Below are 17,085 nucleotides of genomic sequence, written 5' to 3'. Positions count from 1 at the left end.
CCCTGAAGAGCGTTCGCAATATTTTTTCCTAACCCCTAATCCCTATTTCCCAGTGATGCAATCCTAAAATTGATAAATAAAGTTAGAATAACTACTGACTTGTTAATTATGTAATAGCATTTTATTTATGAATCAATTAGAAAAAGCTCAAGCAGAGTACAAAACTTTTTTGTCAGGATTTGCCAGCGTGATTATTAGTACGGTGAATTCACAAGGAATTCCCAATGCTAGTTATGCTCCTTTTGTGAGCGATGACTCAAAAAATATCTATATATATGTTAGCGGTCTATCGACTCATACCAAAAATATTGATGTCAATCCGCGTGTTAGTGTTTTATTGATTGAAGACGAATCTTTGAGTAAGCAAATTTTTGCCAGACGCCGTTTAAATTTTGATTGTACCGCAACTCTCATGGAACGGGAAACTGAAGAATGGCAGCAAATTGTTGATCAATTTCAGGAGCGCTTTGGTGATATTATTGAAGTTTTGCGTGGTTTAGCAGATTTTCGGATTTTCCGACTCACACCTGATGAAGGTCGTTTTGTGGTGGGGTTTGGAGCCGCGTATAATATCAGTGGTGATAACTTAGATCAACTTGTGCAGATTACAGGAGAGGCGAAAGGATAAGCTAATATCAATTGAAAATTCAAAGCTTGTACTGAGCACAGCGAACGTATTCAAAATTGAAAATTTAATATGCTGCAGTTTCAACCTCCTGGCTTTGGACATAAAGTAATTCACACCTCCCTTGGGGCGATGGTATATTATACTCAAACGAATGCACCTTGGGCGATCGCTGATGTAGCAGATTTACCCCCGTTACTGTTTCTCCACAATTTCGGTGGTGGGGCTTCTGCGTATGAGTGGTCTAAAGTTTATCCAGCATTTGCGAATACTCACCGTGTGTTAGCCCCTGATTTGATTGGTTGGGGCGAATCGGCTCATCCTGTTTGGGATTATCAAGTGAGGGACTATCTCACCACGATCGCAGAATTTATCACTCAAACTTGTCGCCAACCTGTTAAAGTTGTAGCATCCTCACTGACGGCGGCTTTGACAATTCGTCTAGCCATCAAACAACCAGATTTATTCCAAGGATTATTTCTCAGTTGTCCCTCTGGGTTCGATGATTTTGGCCAAGGTGTGGCGCGGAGATTACCATTACCAATGCTGAATGTACCGCTCCTGGATAATTTAATTTATGCTATCGGTGCGGAAAATGAATTTGCAGTGCGGAATTTTCTGCAAAATTTTCTGTTTGCGAACCCAGCAAGAGTTTCTCAAGAAATGGTGGAAGCTTATTTAACTTCTGCACAACAGCCAAATGCTAAATTTGCAGCTTTAGCATTTTTGCGGGGTGATCTTTATTTTGATTTAAGTTTATATATTCAACAGTTGCAAATCCCCACAGTGTTTTTTTGGGGAGAAGCCGCACAATTTTCCAGTATCAAGCTGGGGCGACGCTTGGCTAATTTAAATATACCAGCAATTCGGGATTTTTATGCGATCGCTAATGCTGGAGTAATACCACATCTAGAACTACCAGAGGTAGTAATTGGTTTGTTACAGCAATATTTGAGAGTATAGCAGATGTCACCAACTAGTTGAGGACATAAATCGAATATAAAACCCACACAGCAACAGACTTTCGACCTTATCCCCTATCCCCTATCCCCTGTTCCTCAAGAAAAGTATCAAACATCAACCTATCTGGAAGCGAAGTTTGCGCCCCCCGCTGCGTAGCGGCTAAAGCACCAGCCGCAGCACCCCAAACCACCGCTTGATGTAGCGATAATCCTTGATAAAATGCAGCGGCTAAGGCACCATTAAAAGCATCACCAGCAGCTACCGTATCAACTGTATTCACAGGAAATGCATTGATAAAGAAATTTTCCTCACCCTGAGCGCAGAATACACCATGAGCACCTAGTTTGACGATCGCACATTTCACCCCTCTCTGCAATAAAACTGTCGCCGCTCTTGACGCTGACTCTACCCCATCCACAGGAAAACCCACCAACCGTCCCGCTTCCACAGCATTCGGTGTAATTACATCCACCAACGGATAAAGTTCATCAGGTAAATTAGCTGGCGCGGGTGCTGGGTCAAGAATCACTTTTACACCTGCTGTCCGCGCTGCTTGAGCAGCGGCTATAACAGTTGGAATGGGAATTTCTAATTGCAAAAGTAGCCCTGAACTACCTGGTAATAACTGCGACAATCTAGTTATATCTTCCTGATTGACGTGCCCATTTGCACCAGGAATCACCACAATTTGATTTTCACCAGCATGATCTACTGTAATCATAGCGACACCAGAACTCACAGTTTCATCCACAAAAATACTGTCAGTCTGCACACCAGAAAGCTGCAAATTTTTGATTAATTCTGCACCAAAACCATCAGCGCCTACACGTCCCACCATTTGTGTAGGGATTCCCAACCGTGCTAAAGCTACCGCTTGGTTTGCACCTTTACCACCCGGTAACTGTAAAAATTCTTCACCCAGCAACGTTTCTCCTGCTACTGGTAAGTAAGGGGCGATGGCGACTAAATCTAGATTGATGCTACCGAGGACAATCATAGTCATGATCCGGACTCTTCCAGTTTTTTGTAAATTTAAGTATAAATTTATTTTTTATAGTACACTTATACTATAAAATTACTGACAGTACGCGTTCCAGAATCAATCCCTCAGCTCGTCACTGGGGGATTTTTGTGTTGCAGACCTACCTATAGTAGGAAAAATTGCTTATTTTATGGCATAAACTCTCATAATTGGTGATAATTCTCTGATTTACGCCTTCCAAGGTTGGGTAAAACCACAAAAAGTCAATTGACAGGCAATCGACAAAACGATATACCATATCAAAGTGCATACCACGCCAGCTTTGATTTTATGCCTAGTGTTGAACCCGACGAAATCCGTGAGCATCGCATTAAAACAGAAATTATTGTCGATGCTGAAGACAAAGAGGAACGCGCCTTGGGTTGGTACGACTACCTCGACGATACTCTGAATTTTCCTTTTTTCGCCAAGTGGACAAAGAAAGCGCGCAAAACTTCACCTACACCCCAGACAAAACAAGTCGAAGTGCTGGGAATGGCGCCAGACGATGAGTGCTTAAAAGATATGTTTGTAGAAGTTGTCTATCCAGACGGTAAAGATGAAGATGTGTTTACAGCTCGGTTGTCGGAAATAGAAGCAATTGACACCGATAGTGACACCCTTGAAGCGCTCGCAGATTGGCAATATTGGCTAGCGAGAGGTTACAAGTTCTAAATTTTAGGGTAAATGCCGAATGATGCGGCAGGGATTGCCTGCAGCAATCACATTTTCGGGTATATTTTTTGTAACTACACTGCCAGCACCAATGGTAGTGCCATCGCCTATCGTGACGCCAGGGCAAATTATAGCATTGCCACCAATCCAGACATTATTACCAATTGTGATGGGGGCGGCAAGCTCTTGACCAGTTAACCGGACTTCTGGTTCTGTGGGATGATAGGCGGTGTAAATCTGTACATAAGGCCCACAAAAAACATTATTACCGATATGAACTGTGTTGCCGTCTAAGATTATACAGCCATAATTCATATACAAACTGTCACAAGCGTAAATATTGCTACCATAATCGCAGTGAAAAGGTGGGATAATTTTGGCATTTTTACCTATGTGTCCACACAGTTCTTGAAGGATTTGCGATCGCTGTTCCTGTTGCCCTGCTGTTGTCGCATTATACATCTGCAGAAGGCGATGAGCTCGCTGGTTATCAGCCACCAGTTCCGGATCTTCTGCAAAATATAACTCACCCGCCAACATTTTTTGCTTTTCTGTTTTTGGCATTACAGAATTTTTGCCCTTAACGCACCCGCATCATAACATAGGCATGGGGAGGAGGGGGAGGTAGGGAAGTGTGGGAAGTGTGGGGAGTGTGGGGAGTGTGGGGAGAAAAAGAATTGAAGAACTTATGCTTACGCTTGTAATCTTCCCCGTCTTCTCCTTCCTCCCACACCTCCCACACCTCCCACACCTCCCACACCTCCCCATCTCCCCACCTCCCCATCTCCCCACCTCCCCATCTCCCCACCTCCCCTAGTCTGACAGTTCAAGAAAAAATTCCATAACGAGCTTTTCCGGCTCGTTTAGCACGATACATGGCAATGTCTGCATCCCGCAAGAGGTTGTGTGGTTCTTCGTAATCACGTTTGCTTAGAGCAATTCCGATACTGGCTGTAGGAATTATCTGATTTCCATCGAGGTTTAAGGGTAAACCTAAAGTTTCTTGAATACGGTTGGCTACATTAGTGGCGTCTGTGACGTCTTTGATATCTTCGATTAACAGCGCAAATTCGTCACCACCGAACCGAGCTACAGTATCGCCGCTACGTAAGCTTAACTCTAAACGGCGAGCGATCGCTACTAAAAAATCATCTCCGATTCCATGTCCAAAGCGATCGTTGATCCCTTTAAAGCCATCTAAATCTAAAAACAAAACTGCATAACGATAATCGTGGCGTCGTTTGCTTCGCTCAATAGCTTGATTCAATCGATCTAAAAACAACACTCGATTAGGCAATCCAGTTAGCGTATCGTAACATGCATGGCGCATCAGCTTTGCTTCTGCTTGCTTGCGCTGAGTGATATCTTGCAAAACTAAAACCGCACCGTTAATATTGCCATCAACATCGCGGATGGGTGCAACACAATCGCCAACAGGTATTTTCATACCATCTTTGGTAATTAAAGTACAGTTATCTGGTAAATGCAAAACCCGTCCAGTTTTGATGGCTTTTGTGGCTAAATTCCCCATCACTTCGTCTAAGTCTCGATCAACTAAATTGACAATTTCTGATAAATCTTTACCGTATGCTTCATTTTGTAGCCAACCGGTAAGGGCCTCTGCAATGGGATTCATCATCTGGACACAGCCATTAGCAAATGTCACCACCACAGCACAACCCATACTCTGAATTGTTGACGCTAGTCGTTGTTTTTCTTCCTGACATCTCTGATAAATTTTGTGCTTGTACAAAGCCATTTCTACGGCAAATTTTAAGTCTTTTTCAGCACACGGTTTGAGCACATAGCTAAAAGGTTCACTGAGTCGTTTTTTGTGTAATCTTATATCTTCTGAATATTCAGTTAAATATAAAACTGGTATTTGGAAATGCTCTTGAATAATATCTACTACATGTATACCGTTAATTTCCCCAGCCAAACAGATATCAATTAATACTAAATGTGGATTTGTGTCTGCGATTTTTCTGAGCGCCTCTTCCCCTGAGTTAGTAATTTCAGGAACATGATAACCCAATTTCTGTAAACTATTTCTTATTTTGAATGCTAATACTTGTTCATTTTCAACAACTAATATTTTGTGGGTGAACATGTTAGACTAACCTGTTTCCTAATGTTCAGATTGTGCTTTCAGTCTTAACTCACTCTGAAAATCAATATTTCTATGATAATCAATATGTAAACCGACTAGTGTACTTGATTAACTAAAACGTTGAATAATTAACAATCATTATATCTATACTTGTTTATGCAGTTAATATCCAGTTAATAACCCAAGATAAAAATGAAAAATGTAAATTGTCATACAATTATTAGCGATGAAGATATTCTTTAAGAGAATTTCGTAATCTTTATTGATAATGAGCACAAGTAATTGCGGAATTCACGTAAATTTATCGAAGGATTTTTATGTCAAGAAAATCACCTAACAATTGCTCATGCGCTCACACAAATAAACTTATTTAAGCGCTTGCAAGCATTTCCCGAAATTCATGAATATTATGACTGTATTTTTAATACATTGTCGATACAACTAGCTTAATAATATCAATGTAGTTAATGATTTAAAGTTAATCTAAAGAGCAAAAACTTCTTCTTGATTATGTATAAAAATACACGAAATTTTTAATTAATCTCAGGAGACAAGCGCTAAAAAACTTGGATTTTTAACTCAAAACAGTCTCGGATTAAGTGTATAAAATTTATTAGCGAAGCGAAGTTTTTGGGAATGGGGGAGCCACTACTCGACTAGAGTTTCCCCCAGACGATAGTGACTCCAAAACTCCACTCGGCTTAAAGCCTTTTACTCATTCAACTACTGGAGTTGGGTTGAACTCTAGTTAATTCGATAGTTATTTTGCCGCTAAAATCGGGGATAGGTGCAGCAGGTTTAGTGACCCTGACTTGGACTTGTGCGACAAGCGGGGTCTGTTGGAGAATAGAGTCAGCGATCGCTGTAGCTAAACGCTCTATCAAAGCAAACTTAGACGTCTTCACCAGATGTTGCACTAAGCTGATAACATCACGATAGTCAGGAGTATGAGCGATCGCATCCGTACGACCAGCCACACAAAGATCCAGCCACAACTTCACATCCACCTCAAACCATTGTCCCAGCACTTGTTCTTCTGGCAGATACCCCGTGTAGCCATAGGCGCGAATTCCCGTTAAATCAATGCAGTCCATAAACCTCATCAGGACGAATTTTGCATTCTGGATTTTACTTAATTTGTTGAACAGGAAGACGAATTATTTTCACCCATCAGCGCTCCAGCCACGGAGAATAAGAGACACTCCAAACGTTTTACTCAATTTCCTTTGATGCTATTCGCTTATCAAAATGTTAATCAACTTTGGGCTTACATCCTCACCCAGACGCTGAAGCGCCTGGGATTAACCTGTGCTGTCATTTGTCCTGGTTCTCGCTCCACACCCCTAGCAGTTGCTTTTGCTCAACAAACATCCGATATCGCCGCAATTTCTATTCTTGATGAACGCTCCGCTGCTTTTTTTGCCTTGGGACAAGCTAAAATTACAGGGCGCCCGGTAGTGCTTGTCTGCACCTCTGGGACAGCAGGCGCCAACTTTTACCCAGCAGTCATCGAAGCCAGAGAAAGTCGTGTCCCACTTTTAGTATTAACCACCGATAGACCACCTGAATTGCGCGATTGTCACTCTGGGCAAACTATAGACCAGTTGAAATTATACGGTAGTTACCCAAACTGGCAAGCAGAGATAGCTCTACCCTCCTTAGACATGGAAATGCTCGCTTATTTGCGACAAACTTTAATTTACGCTTGGGAACGCTGTCAAGCGCCAGTAGGGGGGCCAGTGCATCTGAATTTACCATTTCGTGACCCCCTTGCACCGCTTCCCGACGGCTCTGACTTGAGTTATTTACAGTCACAGTTGCAAACAGAAGAATTTTTTGCCACCTTGACAAATTCCTTACCATTACCTACAACTCATTGCCCATTGCCCTTAGAATGGCAACAATGCGAGCAGGGAATTATCATCGCAGGTGTCGCCCAACCACAGCAAGCACAGCAGTATTGTAGAGCGATCGCTCGACTTTCTCAAATCCTCAACTGGCCTGTTTTAGCAGAAGGGCTTTCACCAGTCAGAAATTACGCCGACCTCAACCCCCACATCATTTCTACCTACGACCAGATATTGCGAAATCTCCAACTAGCAAAACAGCTAGCACCCCAAATGGTGATTCAAATAGGAGAAATGCCCACCAGTAAACAATTGCGTAACTGGATCAATCATACCCAACCGCGACGCTGGATCATTGACCCTAGCGACCAAAACTTTGATCCCTTGCACGGGAGGACAACTCATTTGCGGATTAGTATTGAAGAATTGGGGAGATGGGGAGACTTGTACCGAGCGAAGCCGAGGTATGGGGAGATGGGGAGAGAAAATAATTCTGATTTTTCCCCACCTACTTCTGAATATTTGCAACTGTGGTCTACTGCTGAAGCTCAAGTCAGAGTAGCCATCGACCAAACCTTCGGGAAAATGACAGATTTATTTGAAAGTAAAGCCGCTTGGTTGCTTTCCCAAAACTTACCGTCAGGAACACCGTTATTTATCTCCAATAGTATGCCTGTGCGGGATGTGGAATTTTTCTGGAAACCGAATAATTTAGGAGTGCGATCGCATTTTAACCGAGGTGCAAACGGAATCGACGGCGCATTATCCACAGCTTTAGGAATAGCCCATCGCCATCAAAGTAGCGTCATGTTAACTGGAGATTTAGCGCTGTTACATGACACCAACGGCTTTTTAATGAGAAATAAATTTGTAGGACATCTGACAATTTTATTAATCAACAACAACGGCGGTGGGATCTTTGAAATGTTACCCATTGCCAAATTTGACCCACCATTTGAAGAATTTTTCGGCACTCCCCAGGATATTGATTTTGCTCAACTGTGCGCCACCTATGGCGTTGAGCACGAATTAATCACATCTTGGCAGCAGTTGCAACAAAAATTAAACCCACTTCCAATCAAAGGAATTCGGGTTTTGGAGGTAAGAACAAATAGAAAACTAGATGCTAAATGGCGACAAGAGAATTTAAGTAAATTTGCCGCAGATGTAGAGATTTAGCAGTCGTAGAATGATCGCTGTCCCTGCGTCCACGATAAAATTCTCAAGCACAATAGCTCATCCATACCCATGACAATCAACTGGCAAACTGCCAAAATCTACGAAGATATCCTGTATCAAAAAACAGATGGTATCGCTAAAATCACCATCAACCGTCCCCATAAACGCAACGCTTTTCGCCCCAAAACAGTCTTTGAGTTATGCGACGCTTTTTGTGACGCCCGCGAAGATACCACCATTGGCGTCATCTTATTTACTGGATATGGCCCACATACTGATGGCAAATACGCCTTCTGCTCCGGTGGTGATCAAAGTGTGCGGGGACATGCGGGTTATGTAGACGATGATGGCGTCCCGCGCTTAAACGTGCTCGACTTACAGCGGCTAATTCGTTCCTTACCAAAAGTAGTAATTGCCCTAGTAGCAGGATATGCGATCGGTGGTGGACATGTCCTGCATTTAATTTGTGACCTCACCATCGCCGCCGATAATGCCATTTTTGGACAGACAGGCCCGAAAGTTGGGAGTTTTGATGGTGGTTTTGGTGCGAGTTATCTTGCTCGCATCGTTGGACAGAAAAAAGCACGAGAAATTTGGTTTCTTTGCCGTCAATATAACGCCCAACAAGCCCTAGAAATGGGTTTAGTTAATTGCATTGTGCCAGTAGAACAACTGGAAGCAGAAGGGATACAATGGGCACAAGAAATTTTAGAAAAAAGTCCAATTGCAATTCGCTGTCTCAAAGCCGCATTTAATGCTGATTGTGACGGACAAGCCGGTTTACAAGAACTTGCAGGCAATGCCACTTTACTTTATTACATGACACAAGAGGGAGCTGAAGGCAAACAAGCCTTTTTAGAAAAACGACCCCCCAATTTTCGCTCCTTCCCTTGGCTACCCTAAAATTGCAAAAATCGCACCTTTTTTCAAGATGCGATTTTTGTAGATATTAAATTCCACAGCAGTAGCAATTTTAAACGCAAATCTTACTTCCAAACAAAATACAAACTAAGTCAGGTAATATATCAATAGCTAAATCAGCGCCGTTGTAGCTTTTGTCTGTTCAGCAGTACAGACAGTCTTTTCTTCAACAGGGGCCAAAAGAGCCACATGGTGTAAATCTGAAGCTAAAGATTGAGCAGAAACTAAAACTGGTCTTGCATCTGGTAGGCTCCATGCATCTTCTAAAGTTTCCCAAGCAGGTGCAAAAGGAGGGAGTGCTAAAGAGCAAGCTTTCCAACTAGCCTGCACTGATGCGCCTAACTGTTGGCAAATTCCACCACGGCGACCTTCTGGTTGGTAATGGCGACAATATCGACAGGCAGATGTCAAGATTTTAGTAGGTTTCATTTGGGTTCATCTTTAGTGCCGTTTATGGCTAATTTATGTCTCTATATTTTCCTTCTAGATATAAATACGTAATAATCCCAAAAAACCTTTATTTTGTATAGCTTGTAGCGATCCCCGTGCCTAAATGTACTTTAGGATGTTTTTAGATTTGTGTTATATTTGTCAATGATCCCTAGAGTACACACATGTCTGTTTTTGATTAAAACTAGTAGGGGATCAAGGTTAAGACATAAGATTTTAATTCGTGTGTGTTTGTAAAATTATGCTTTAGCCATCTCTCTACAGGGTTATTCACCAGCCTAAACAACCACAAATTTGACATAATTTGACAAGCAAATCTCTGACAACTAAAACATTAGTACTGCTGTGTTTGGCAATATTTAAGAGGCGACAAAGTAAAATTATGTATCAAACACAGCTAAAACGCTAAATAGTTATATAAAAAACAGGGAACAGGGAACAGGGAACAGGGAACGGGGAACAGGGATTAAGGGATAGGAAAGATTAGGGATTAGAGATTAGGGGATAGGGATTAGGGATTAGAGATTAGGGGATAGGGTTGAAAGTCGCTGTCTTGAAAAGTGACGCTCCTGCGTCGCTAACGCTTCGCTAACGGAGCGGCGGCTTCCGCCGCTCCGACTTTTCGCTTTGTGGAGGTGTTTTCTCTTTATTTCATGTCCTCACCTATGTGGCTAGGGCTATGTGATTAGACTCACCCCTGAAACTGTTGCGAAGCGCAGATAGCGCAGACATTCCAGCGCTGGAGTTCGCCGGGTGGGGTAGGACACTCACACTGGGGACATAAAGGTAAATTATGCGATCGCATTTGTATAGTCTTAGCCCAATCCTCAAAAGCTGCATTGGCATTTGTTCTTGTGGGGTTAGCATCAGAGCGATCGCTGTTCATATCTCCCAGATAGCTAGGATGTTCACTAGGCGAAACTGTTCCTAACAACTTTTCCTGGTCTATGGGACGTTGCCAACCTGCCGTAGAGAAGCGCATATCCACTAAAGGCGAGGGTAACAGATTATTTAACTTTAAAAGCAGCTTTTGGCGTCCAAAAGTCAAGTTTTGCGCCCAAGCAGCACTGGAAGTTGCTACCCAAAGCACATCACGCTGTATTGATAAAGGTCGAGTGTGTGCAGCAACCACCACTCCTACAACCTCCGTCCAACAGTGCAGCAAGCGTGGAAACGGCTGTTCTTGCCATTGAGCCTGCTTTTTGAGAACACTTAAAATATCATTAACTGATTTCAACGACATTTTGCCAAGCTCAGGGAAAATTGGGGAATAGTTTTCGTCCATATCTATTAAACAATTTTCGTTATTATTGGCACAAATGTATTCAAAACTTAGTCCAGTCGCCTACCTTTGAGGCCCAGAGGAATGACTCCAAACCCCCTAATAAACTCCAGCACTCAATCGTCTAAAACACCTGGGTTGAAACCTGCACTAGCAGCAGCACTAGCAAGTTTAGAAGTACAGCTAGATCAAGAGTTAACTCGATATCGACGCACACGCACTGGTACTAGGGCATTAAACCAATCGCCTGTAGGAAATTACACTCATAATTCCAGCCAACAGCTAGCAGCCATCACAACAACTTTAGAAAATATCCAGTCATCGGTAGCAGTCAAAACCAGTACAGCGGCTAATTTTGTCAGTGAGCCTCTACAGGAGGAACAACCACCAGCCATCATTGAAACTCAAGAGATAGATCGTGAGCCTGTCGCTACCCAAAGCTTACCGCCCTTATCTAACACCGCCAGCAGCCTAGTCCCTACGACAGCCCAGGTGCACAAGGAACCTGAAAATATTTTGCAGCCTGATGACACTCCCAGACCACCAAATGATTACTTAGAATCTAGTGAAGCACTGCTGCGGAGTTTAGCAGACGAGCAACCCCCAGCCAGAAAGCCAAGTAATTCTCAAGACAGTCTGCTTTCACCCTTGGGTATCGGTTCCATGCTGTTACTGTTGGTAGCCAGTTTAACTCTGGGCTATATCGCATTGAATCCCACAATCTTGTCGCAGATCAATTTAGGCAAATCATCTAACAAAAACTCATCTGTGCCAGCCAATCAACCCCAAGGAGGAGAGAGTAAACCTTCACCTCAGCTAGACCCATCACTAACACCCATACCCAAGTATCCTAACCTGGCGGTTGAAGAGTTTCCCAAAGTGCAAGATCCAAAAGATATTGTTGGCTTAAAACCGAAAACCGAACCGAATTCAGCCGCACTCCCGCCAGCTACAAATTCTACAGTAGCCTTACCATCAGTACTACCTCAATCACCAAGCAATCCATCCTTACCAAATCAGCCACCAGTCAACCCTAGTCAAGCAAATACACAAATTAAACCCTCAGCAGATGGGTTTTATCATTTAGTGACAGATAATCAAAGCGATCGCACCTTAGCTTCCATACGCCAGATTATCCCCGATGCCTATTTATCATTGGACAATAAATTGATCTACCTGGGTGCAGTCAGAACGCCTGGAGAAGTTAAGCAACAATTGCAAAAACTACAGTCCCAGGGAATTAAAGCCAGAGTTCGACAACCATAATTGAAGAGGGGGTATGGTTTTTGCTGATCCTTTGAATTTTTACCCCTGACCTTTGACCCCTGACCCTTAGGATAGGGGTATGCAACCGTCGAAATAAATATAATGATCTGCTGTTTAGTAACTGGCAAAAAGTGGATGGAGAGCCGATATGGAAGTGATTCAGCGTATCCTGAGAGTGATTCGCGCTAACCTCAATAGTTTAATCGGCAGTGCAGAAGATCCAGAAAAAATTCTGGAAAAAGTTGTCTTAGAGATGCAAGCAAATTTGGTGCAATTACGACAAGGCGTAGCACAAGCGATCGCTATCCAAAAACGCACCGAACGACAAGCCACCAGCGCCGAATCTACAGCCGAGGAATGGTATCGTCGCGCCCAACTAGCATTGCAACAAGGAAATGAACCCCTAGCGCGAGAGGCTCTCACCAAACGCCAAGCTTATCAAGAAACAAAACAAGCCTTATCTAGCCAGATATCAGAACAAAACAATTTGGTGGCTAAACTAAAAAAGGATATGCGATCGCTAGAGTTGAAAATTGCCGAAGCCAAAACCAAAAAAGATATGTACATCGCTCGCGCCCGTTCAGCTGAGGCGTCATTTAGACTGAGGGAAATGCTTGACGGCGTTTCTGCTACCAGCAGTCTAAACGCCTTTGAGCGCATGGAAGATAAAGTCATGCAAATAGAAGCGCAATCAGAAGCGATTGAGCAACTTGGTAGCGACGATTTACAAAAACAATTTACTGCTCTGGAATCTAGCAATGATGTCGATGCAGAACTAGCAGCGATGAAAGCACAGGTCTTGGATGCAGCTAGTGATACACAACAACAACAACAACAGTTGCCCAAAAGTCAAGAACCTTAAACATTGGGCAATCACCGAGGCAGGAGTATATCTTAACAATTAAGGAGTGTTGGGAGGTAACGTTTCAAACCGGAAAGATTACATTGAAATAGGTAGCTATTAAAAAATAAAAAAGCTCACTGTCCAGCACAGCGCATAAACCACAAAAGGAAAAACACAGTTATGGGATTATTCGATCGCATCAAGCGAGTAGTCAGTGCTAACCTCAACGATTTAGTCAACAAAGCTGAAGATCCAGAAAAAATGCTGGAACAAGCCATCCTGGAAATGCAGGAAGACTTAGTACAGCTGCGTCAGGGTGTGGCTCAGACGATCGCCGCTCAAAAACGCACCGAGAAACAGTATAACGACGCCCAAAACGAAATCAATAAATGGCAACGCAACGCCCAACTAGCACTGCAAAAAGGCGACGAAAATCTAGCACGCCAAGCCTTGGAACGTAAAAAAACTTATACAGAAACAGGTACTGCTCTCAAAACTAGCCTTGATCAGCAAAGCATCCAAGTTGAAACCCTCAAGCGCAACTTAATTCAGCTCGAAAGCAAGATTTCGGAAGCCAAAACCAAGAAAGAAATGCTCAAAGCCCGGATTACCACCGCCAAAGCCCAAGAGCAACTCCAAGGCATGGTACGTGGAATGAATACCAGTAGTGCTATGGCGGCTTTTGAGCGCATGGAAGAAAAAGTTCTGATGCAAGAAGCCCGCGCCCAATCAGCATCAGAGTTAGCAGGTGCAGATTTAGAAACCCAATTTGCCCAGTTGGAATCTGGCAGCGACGTTGACGACGAATTAGCAGCCTTGAAGGCACAAATGCTACCACCAGCAACACCGCCAAGTCAAGGGCAATTGCCCCCTTCACAACCAGCTACCCCTGCCAAATCAACCGAACCAGTTGATTCTGAGTTGGAAGCCCTCCGTAAGCAATTGGATCAAATGTAAAATTTGCAAAAAAACTTATTTAAACCAGTCCCACACCTTTTGGTTGTGGGATTTTGCACTTTGAGAATTGCCAATTACCCCACACCCTCCACCTCCCCATCTCCCCACACTCCCCACACTCCCCACACTCCCCACACCCCCCACACCCCCCACCTCCCCACCTCCCCACCTCCCCACACCCAATAACTCCCACTTTGGGATAAAGTATTTTGTGTGCCAACTTTAAACCGCTGCCACCTGATGGAGACTGCAATGAGTAACGGTGTGATCACCATAACTGACGCTGAGTTTGAAACTGAAGTAATGAGTGCCGATCTGCCGGTGTTGGTTTATTTTTGGGCTTCTTGGTGCGGGCCATGTCAATTAATGGCGCCACTGATTAACTCGACTGCGGCCCAATACAGCGATCGCCTAAAAGTCGTGAAAATTGAAATCGATCCCAACCCCCAAACCGTGAAACAGTACCAAGTCGAAGGTGTACCCGCTCTCAGGTTGATTCAAGGTGAGGAACTTTTGCTATCTGTTGAGGGGGTTATTGGCAAGGAAAAATTACTCAACCTTTTAGAGACGCACTTAAATAATAATTAGTCAAGAGTTAAGAGTCAAAAGTAATTAATCTTGACTCTTGACTTTTGACCATTGACTCTTGACAAAAATGCAATTTGCGAAACGTTTACAACCTCTGCAATCTAACGTATTTGCTGATATGGATAGAGCCAAGGCAGTGGCTTTGGCTGCTGGTCAGCAGTTAATTGACTTGTCGCTGGGGTCTTCTGATTTGCCGGCACAGTCCCATGTAATTGAGGCGATCGCCCAGTCTCTCTACGATCCGAGTACCCACGGCTATTTGTTGTTTAATGGCACGAAAACATTTCGCCAAGCTGTAGCTGATTGGTATGCACAGAAATTTGGTATTGAGGTCAATCCAGAAACGGAAGTACTGCCCTTGATTGGTTCTCAAGAGGGTACAGCTCATTTACCTCTGGCGTTGCTCAATCCAGGGGATTTTGCGCTGTTGCTCGACCCAGGCTACCCCTCCCATGCTGGGGGAGTTCACTTAGCTAGTGGTCAAATCTACCCTATGCCACTACGAGCAGAAAACGATTTTTTACCGATATTTACTGAGATTCCTGGTGCTATCTTAACCCAGGCGCGGATGATGGTGTTAAGTTACCCTCATAATCCCACAGCGGCGATCGCACCTTTATCTTTCTTCCAAGAAGCAGTCGCTTTTTGTCAAACCCACAATATCGTTTTGGTGCATGATTTTCCCTATGTAGATTTAGTATTTGAAGACACTAGGGAAGCACCAGCAAAACACCATTCAACCGCGCCTCAAGCACTAGTCCCCTCGATTCTGCAAGCGGATCCAGATAAAAGCGTCTCTATTGAGTTTTTCACCCTTTCCAAGTCTTATCATATGGGCGGGTTCCGCATCGGCTATGCTATTGGCAATGCTGAGTTAATTCATGCCTTACGGCAAGTCAAAGCAGCCGTTGATTTTAATCAGTATCAAGGAATTTTAAATGGAGCGATCGCTGCTTTAACTGGCCCTCAAACGGGGGTAGCTAGTGGTGTTGCTAATTTCCGTCAGCGTCGTGATACCTTCATTAATGCTTTACACCGCATCGGCTGGTATGTTCCTACTCCCAAAGCCACTATGTACATTTGGGCAAAATTACCTGCATCTTGGAGTCAGAATTCCATGGAATTTTGTACTCAGTTAGTCAAGCAAACCGGTGTAGCTGCTTCTCCTGGCGCTGGTTTTGGTAAATCTGGTGAAGGATATGTTCGCTTCGCTTTGGTACATGAACCCTCAGTGTTAGAAACTGCTGTGGAGAGAATAGCTAAGTTTCTTTAACGGTAGATTAAATCTTTGCAGTTTGTAGAGACGTTGTTTTTGCTTCGTCTCTACAATCAAAATGTGTTTCCCGTGTCAAGAATTGGTATAAACCCTGTTTTCAAAGCAGGTCTAATCTACATATCTCCATCGTTGAACAACTTGTGTGCTCAAAAGCATTACAAGTGTTTTGAAAAATTTCAAGTATATACACTTAGGCATTCAATAAAATATTCATCATTTATTTATTAAAAAACCACAGTTGCTTTACCTAATCTGGTTTTTCAGGTTTATAAAATGAGGTATGCTTGACTATCTCAAATATTAAAAAATATTTTCTGATACCAAAAGATTGCTAAGGCTGACAACAACACTTAAATCTGCGGAATCTGACTTGTTTGCTGATATTGTTGAATAGTTTTTAATTTGAGCAATCCCTTGCATACCACAAATAAAACAGGAATAAGTTAAGAAATTATAAATTTATGTAACAATTTATATCTGAAGATAATATTATTGAACATCTAGTAATTAAATATAACTTACTAATGTTTTTCAGATATTCCCTAAGTGCGTATTCTATTCATTGATAATTTTGGATGATATTTATTTAAATTTCTGATGAAATTGTCAATTTTCAATTCCAGATGATAGTTAGCAATGATAGCAAAATTACTACTTGTAGATCGGCAATTACAGTCTCAACAAACTGGGCGAATTTTGTTAATTGAAGATAACGATGTCAATAGAATGTTGATGAGCGATTATCTGAGTTATTGCGGCTATGAAGTGCAAAGTTTATCTGAGGGTTCTACTTTATTCGCAACTATAGAGCAATTTCAGCCAAATTTGATGCTGTTAGACTTGAAATTGCCGGATATTGACGGTTATTTATTACTAGAGCAAATTAAACAACAACCGAGCTGCTCTCAGATACCTATTATTGTAGTTTCGGCATTCGCTTTCAAGGCAGATCAAGAGCGAGCTATGGGATTGGGAGCTTGTCGCTATTTTGTTAAACCAGTTAATTTGACGGAGTTGATACTGACGATTGAAGAAGAGTTGCGTTTTTATCATCAGCATATTTTTGACGATGAACGGTAAT

Annotated in this window: 19 protein-coding genes; 11 read left to right on the top strand and 8 right to left on the bottom strand. The window is 42.8% G+C overall.

Features of this window, described 5'->3' with window-relative positions:
* Positions 1–127: 127 nt before the first annotated feature.
* Positions 128–628, top strand: a complete 501-nt coding sequence (locus tag MIC7126_RS0103255; protein ID WP_017651685.1) for a HugZ family pyridoxamine 5'-phosphate oxidase — start codon at positions 128–130, stop codon at positions 626–628.
* A gap of 69 nt (positions 629–697) precedes the next feature.
* Positions 698–1,588 carry an alpha/beta fold hydrolase gene (locus MIC7126_RS0103250; protein WP_017651684.1) on the top strand — a complete coding sequence of 297 codons (891 nt, stop codon included), beginning with the start codon at positions 698–700 and terminating at the stop codon, positions 1,586–1,588.
* A 67-nt stretch (positions 1,589–1,655) separates the two neighbouring features.
* Here the strand turns inward: MIC7126_RS0103250 and rbsK are convergent, their stop codons facing one another.
* A complete protein-coding gene (gene rbsK / locus MIC7126_RS0103245) occupies positions 1,656–2,591 on the bottom strand; it encodes a ribokinase (protein ID WP_017651683.1) in 936 nt (311 codons plus the stop codon).
* A gap of 309 nt (positions 2,592–2,900) precedes the next feature.
* On the opposite strand from rbsK, the gene MIC7126_RS0103240 reads away from it, so the two are divergent.
* The gene (locus MIC7126_RS0103240; RefSeq protein WP_026099998.1) at positions 2,901–3,284 is read left to right on the top strand and encodes a calcium-binding protein; all 384 of its coding nucleotides are present in this window, start codon (positions 2,901–2,903) and stop codon (positions 3,282–3,284) included.
* Positions 3,285–3,287: 3 nt separating this feature from the next.
* Here MIC7126_RS0103240 and MIC7126_RS0103235 read toward each other — a convergent pair whose 3' ends face one another.
* The 4 genes from MIC7126_RS0103235 to folB all read right to left on the bottom strand — a co-directional run bounded on the left by MIC7126_RS0103235 (position 3,288) and on the right by folB (position 6,488).
* Positions 3,288–3,848 (bottom strand): sugar O-acetyltransferase, encoded by a 561-nt coding sequence (locus tag MIC7126_RS0103235; RefSeq protein ID WP_017651681.1) that lies wholly within the window; start codon positions 3,846–3,848, stop codon positions 3,288–3,290.
* Between the two features lie 16 nt (positions 3,849–3,864).
* Positions 3,865–4,068 (bottom strand): hypothetical protein, encoded by a 204-nt coding sequence (locus MIC7126_RS27055; protein WP_154655821.1) that lies wholly within the window; start codon positions 4,066–4,068, stop codon positions 3,865–3,867.
* Positions 4,069–4,110: 42 nt separating this feature from the next.
* The gene (locus tag MIC7126_RS0103225; RefSeq protein ID WP_017651679.1) at positions 4,111–5,394 is read right to left on the bottom strand and encodes a GGDEF domain-containing response regulator; all 1,284 of its coding nucleotides are present in this window, start codon (positions 5,392–5,394) and stop codon (positions 4,111–4,113) included.
* Between the two features lie 719 nt (positions 5,395–6,113).
* Positions 6,114–6,488 (bottom strand): dihydroneopterin aldolase, encoded by a 375-nt coding sequence (gene folB / locus MIC7126_RS0103220; RefSeq protein WP_017651678.1) that lies wholly within the window; start codon positions 6,486–6,488, stop codon positions 6,114–6,116.
* A gap of 135 nt (positions 6,489–6,623) precedes the next feature.
* Here folB and menD point away from each other — a divergent pair, with 135 nt between their 5' ends.
* A complete protein-coding gene (gene menD, locus MIC7126_RS0103215) occupies positions 6,624–8,420 on the top strand; it encodes a 2-succinyl-5-enolpyruvyl-6-hydroxy-3-cyclohexene-1-carboxylic-acid synthase (protein WP_017651677.1) in 1,797 nt (598 codons plus the stop codon).
* A 69-nt stretch (positions 8,421–8,489) separates the two neighbouring features.
* Positions 8,490–9,323, top strand: a complete 834-nt coding sequence (gene menB / locus MIC7126_RS0103210; protein ID WP_017651676.1) for a 1,4-dihydroxy-2-naphthoyl-CoA synthase — start codon at positions 8,490–8,492, stop codon at positions 9,321–9,323.
* Between the two features lie 129 nt (positions 9,324–9,452).
* On the opposite strand, the gene MIC7126_RS0103205 is transcribed toward menB, so the two are convergent.
* Entirely contained in the window at positions 9,453–9,770 is a 318-nt protein-coding gene (locus tag MIC7126_RS0103205) for a hypothetical protein (protein WP_017651675.1), read from the bottom strand.
* A 712-nt stretch (positions 9,771–10,482) separates the two neighbouring features.
* Positions 10,483–11,034 (bottom strand): DciA family protein, encoded by a 552-nt coding sequence (locus MIC7126_RS0103200; RefSeq protein WP_026099997.1) that lies wholly within the window; start codon positions 11,032–11,034, stop codon positions 10,483–10,485.
* Positions 11,035–11,157: 123 nt separating this feature from the next.
* Here MIC7126_RS0103200 and MIC7126_RS0103195 point away from each other — a divergent pair, with 123 nt between their 5' ends.
* The 3 genes from MIC7126_RS0103195 (at position 11,158) to MIC7126_RS0103185 (ending at position 14,140) form a co-directional block, all read left to right on the top strand.
* The gene (locus MIC7126_RS0103195; protein WP_017651673.1) at positions 11,158–12,339 is read left to right on the top strand and encodes a hypothetical protein; all 1,182 of its coding nucleotides are present in this window, start codon (positions 11,158–11,160) and stop codon (positions 12,337–12,339) included.
* A gap of 148 nt (positions 12,340–12,487) precedes the next feature.
* Positions 12,488–13,201: a PspA/IM30 family protein gene (locus tag MIC7126_RS0103190; RefSeq protein WP_017651672.1), complete on the top strand. Its 714-nt coding sequence runs from the start codon at positions 12,488–12,490 to the stop codon at positions 13,199–13,201.
* A gap of 162 nt (positions 13,202–13,363) precedes the next feature.
* Positions 13,364–14,140, top strand: coding sequence for a PspA/IM30 family protein (locus MIC7126_RS0103185; RefSeq protein WP_017651671.1), 777 nt, complete (start codon positions 13,364–13,366; stop codon positions 14,138–14,140).
* 15 nt (positions 14,141–14,155) lie between these two features.
* Here the strand turns inward: MIC7126_RS0103185 and MIC7126_RS30110 are convergent, their stop codons facing one another.
* The gene (locus MIC7126_RS30110) at positions 14,156–14,317 is read right to left on the bottom strand and encodes a hypothetical protein (RefSeq protein WP_154655820.1); all 162 of its coding nucleotides are present in this window, start codon (positions 14,315–14,317) and stop codon (positions 14,156–14,158) included.
* 75 nt (positions 14,318–14,392) lie between these two features.
* Here MIC7126_RS30110 and MIC7126_RS0103175 point away from each other — a divergent pair, with 75 nt between their 5' ends.
* The 3 genes from MIC7126_RS0103175 (at position 14,393) to MIC7126_RS0103165 (ending at position 17,084) form a co-directional block, all read left to right on the top strand.
* Positions 14,393–14,728: a thioredoxin family protein gene (locus MIC7126_RS0103175; protein ID WP_017651669.1), complete on the top strand. Its 336-nt coding sequence runs from the start codon at positions 14,393–14,395 to the stop codon at positions 14,726–14,728.
* Between the two features lie 67 nt (positions 14,729–14,795).
* Entirely contained in the window at positions 14,796–16,001 is a 1,206-nt protein-coding gene (locus tag MIC7126_RS0103170) for an LL-diaminopimelate aminotransferase (protein ID WP_017651668.1), read from the top strand.
* Positions 16,002–16,640: 639 nt separating this feature from the next.
* On the top strand, positions 16,641–17,084 hold the full coding sequence (locus tag MIC7126_RS0103165) for a response regulator (protein ID WP_017651667.1): 444 nt from the start codon (positions 16,641–16,643) through the stop codon (positions 17,082–17,084).
* Position 17,085 lies beyond the last annotated feature (1 nt).

It is taken from the genome of Fortiea contorta PCC 7126 (genome assembly GCF_000332295.1).
Classification (GTDB): domain Bacteria; phylum Cyanobacteriota; class Cyanobacteriia; order Cyanobacteriales; family Nostocaceae; genus Fortiea; species Fortiea contorta.
Note: the sequence above shows the minus strand (reverse complement) of the source record. Positions and strands in the feature narration are given on the sequence as shown.

What these genes read in the sequence shown, in the direction of transcription:
- MIC7126_RS0103190 (WP_017651672.1), top strand. Translation starts at nt 12,488, where the DNA reads ATGGAAGTGATTCAGCGTATCCTGAGAGTGATTCGCGCTAACCTCAAT.
- MIC7126_RS0103205 (WP_017651675.1), bottom strand. Translation starts at nt 9,770, where the DNA reads ATGAAACCTACTAAAATCTTGACATCTGCCTGTCGATATTGTCGCCAT.
- MIC7126_RS0103255 (WP_017651685.1), top strand. Translation starts at nt 128, where the DNA reads ATGAATCAATTAGAAAAAGCTCAAGCAGAGTACAAAACTTTTTTGTCA.
- MIC7126_RS0103235 (WP_017651681.1), bottom strand. Translation starts at nt 3,848, where the DNA reads ATGCCAAAAACAGAAAAGCAAAAAATGTTGGCGGGTGAGTTATATTTT.
- MIC7126_RS0103250 (WP_017651684.1), top strand. Translation starts at nt 698, where the DNA reads ATGCTGCAGTTTCAACCTCCTGGCTTTGGACATAAAGTAATTCACACC.
- folB (WP_017651678.1), bottom strand. Translation starts at nt 6,488, where the DNA reads ATGGACTGCATTGATTTAACGGGAATTCGCGCCTATGGCTACACGGGG.
- MIC7126_RS0103185 (WP_017651671.1), top strand. Translation starts at nt 13,364, where the DNA reads ATGGGATTATTCGATCGCATCAAGCGAGTAGTCAGTGCTAACCTCAAC.
- MIC7126_RS0103225 (WP_017651679.1), bottom strand. Translation starts at nt 5,394, where the DNA reads ATGTTCACCCACAAAATATTAGTTGTTGAAAATGAACAAGTATTAGCA.
- MIC7126_RS0103195 (WP_017651673.1), top strand. Translation starts at nt 11,158, where the DNA reads ATGACTCCAAACCCCCTAATAAACTCCAGCACTCAATCGTCTAAAACA.
- MIC7126_RS0103175 (WP_017651669.1), top strand. Translation starts at nt 14,393, where the DNA reads ATGAGTAACGGTGTGATCACCATAACTGACGCTGAGTTTGAAACTGAA.
- MIC7126_RS0103200 (WP_026099997.1), bottom strand. Translation starts at nt 11,034, where the DNA reads ATGTCGTTGAAATCAGTTAATGATATTTTAAGTGTTCTCAAAAAGCAG.
- MIC7126_RS0103165 (WP_017651667.1), top strand. Translation starts at nt 16,641, where the DNA reads ATGATAGCAAAATTACTACTTGTAGATCGGCAATTACAGTCTCAACAA.
- MIC7126_RS27055 (WP_154655821.1), bottom strand. Translation starts at nt 4,068, where the DNA reads ATGGGGAGGTGGGGAGATGGGGAGGTGTGGGAGGTGTGGGAGGTGTGG.
- menD (WP_017651677.1), top strand. Translation starts at nt 6,624, where the DNA reads ATGCTATTCGCTTATCAAAATGTTAATCAACTTTGGGCTTACATCCTC.
- MIC7126_RS0103240 (WP_026099998.1), top strand. Translation starts at nt 2,901, where the DNA reads ATGCCTAGTGTTGAACCCGACGAAATCCGTGAGCATCGCATTAAAACA.
- MIC7126_RS0103170 (WP_017651668.1), top strand. Translation starts at nt 14,796, where the DNA reads ATGCAATTTGCGAAACGTTTACAACCTCTGCAATCTAACGTATTTGCT.
- rbsK (WP_017651683.1), bottom strand. Translation starts at nt 2,591, where the DNA reads ATGACTATGATTGTCCTCGGTAGCATCAATCTAGATTTAGTCGCCATC.
- menB (WP_017651676.1), top strand. Translation starts at nt 8,490, where the DNA reads ATGACAATCAACTGGCAAACTGCCAAAATCTACGAAGATATCCTGTAT.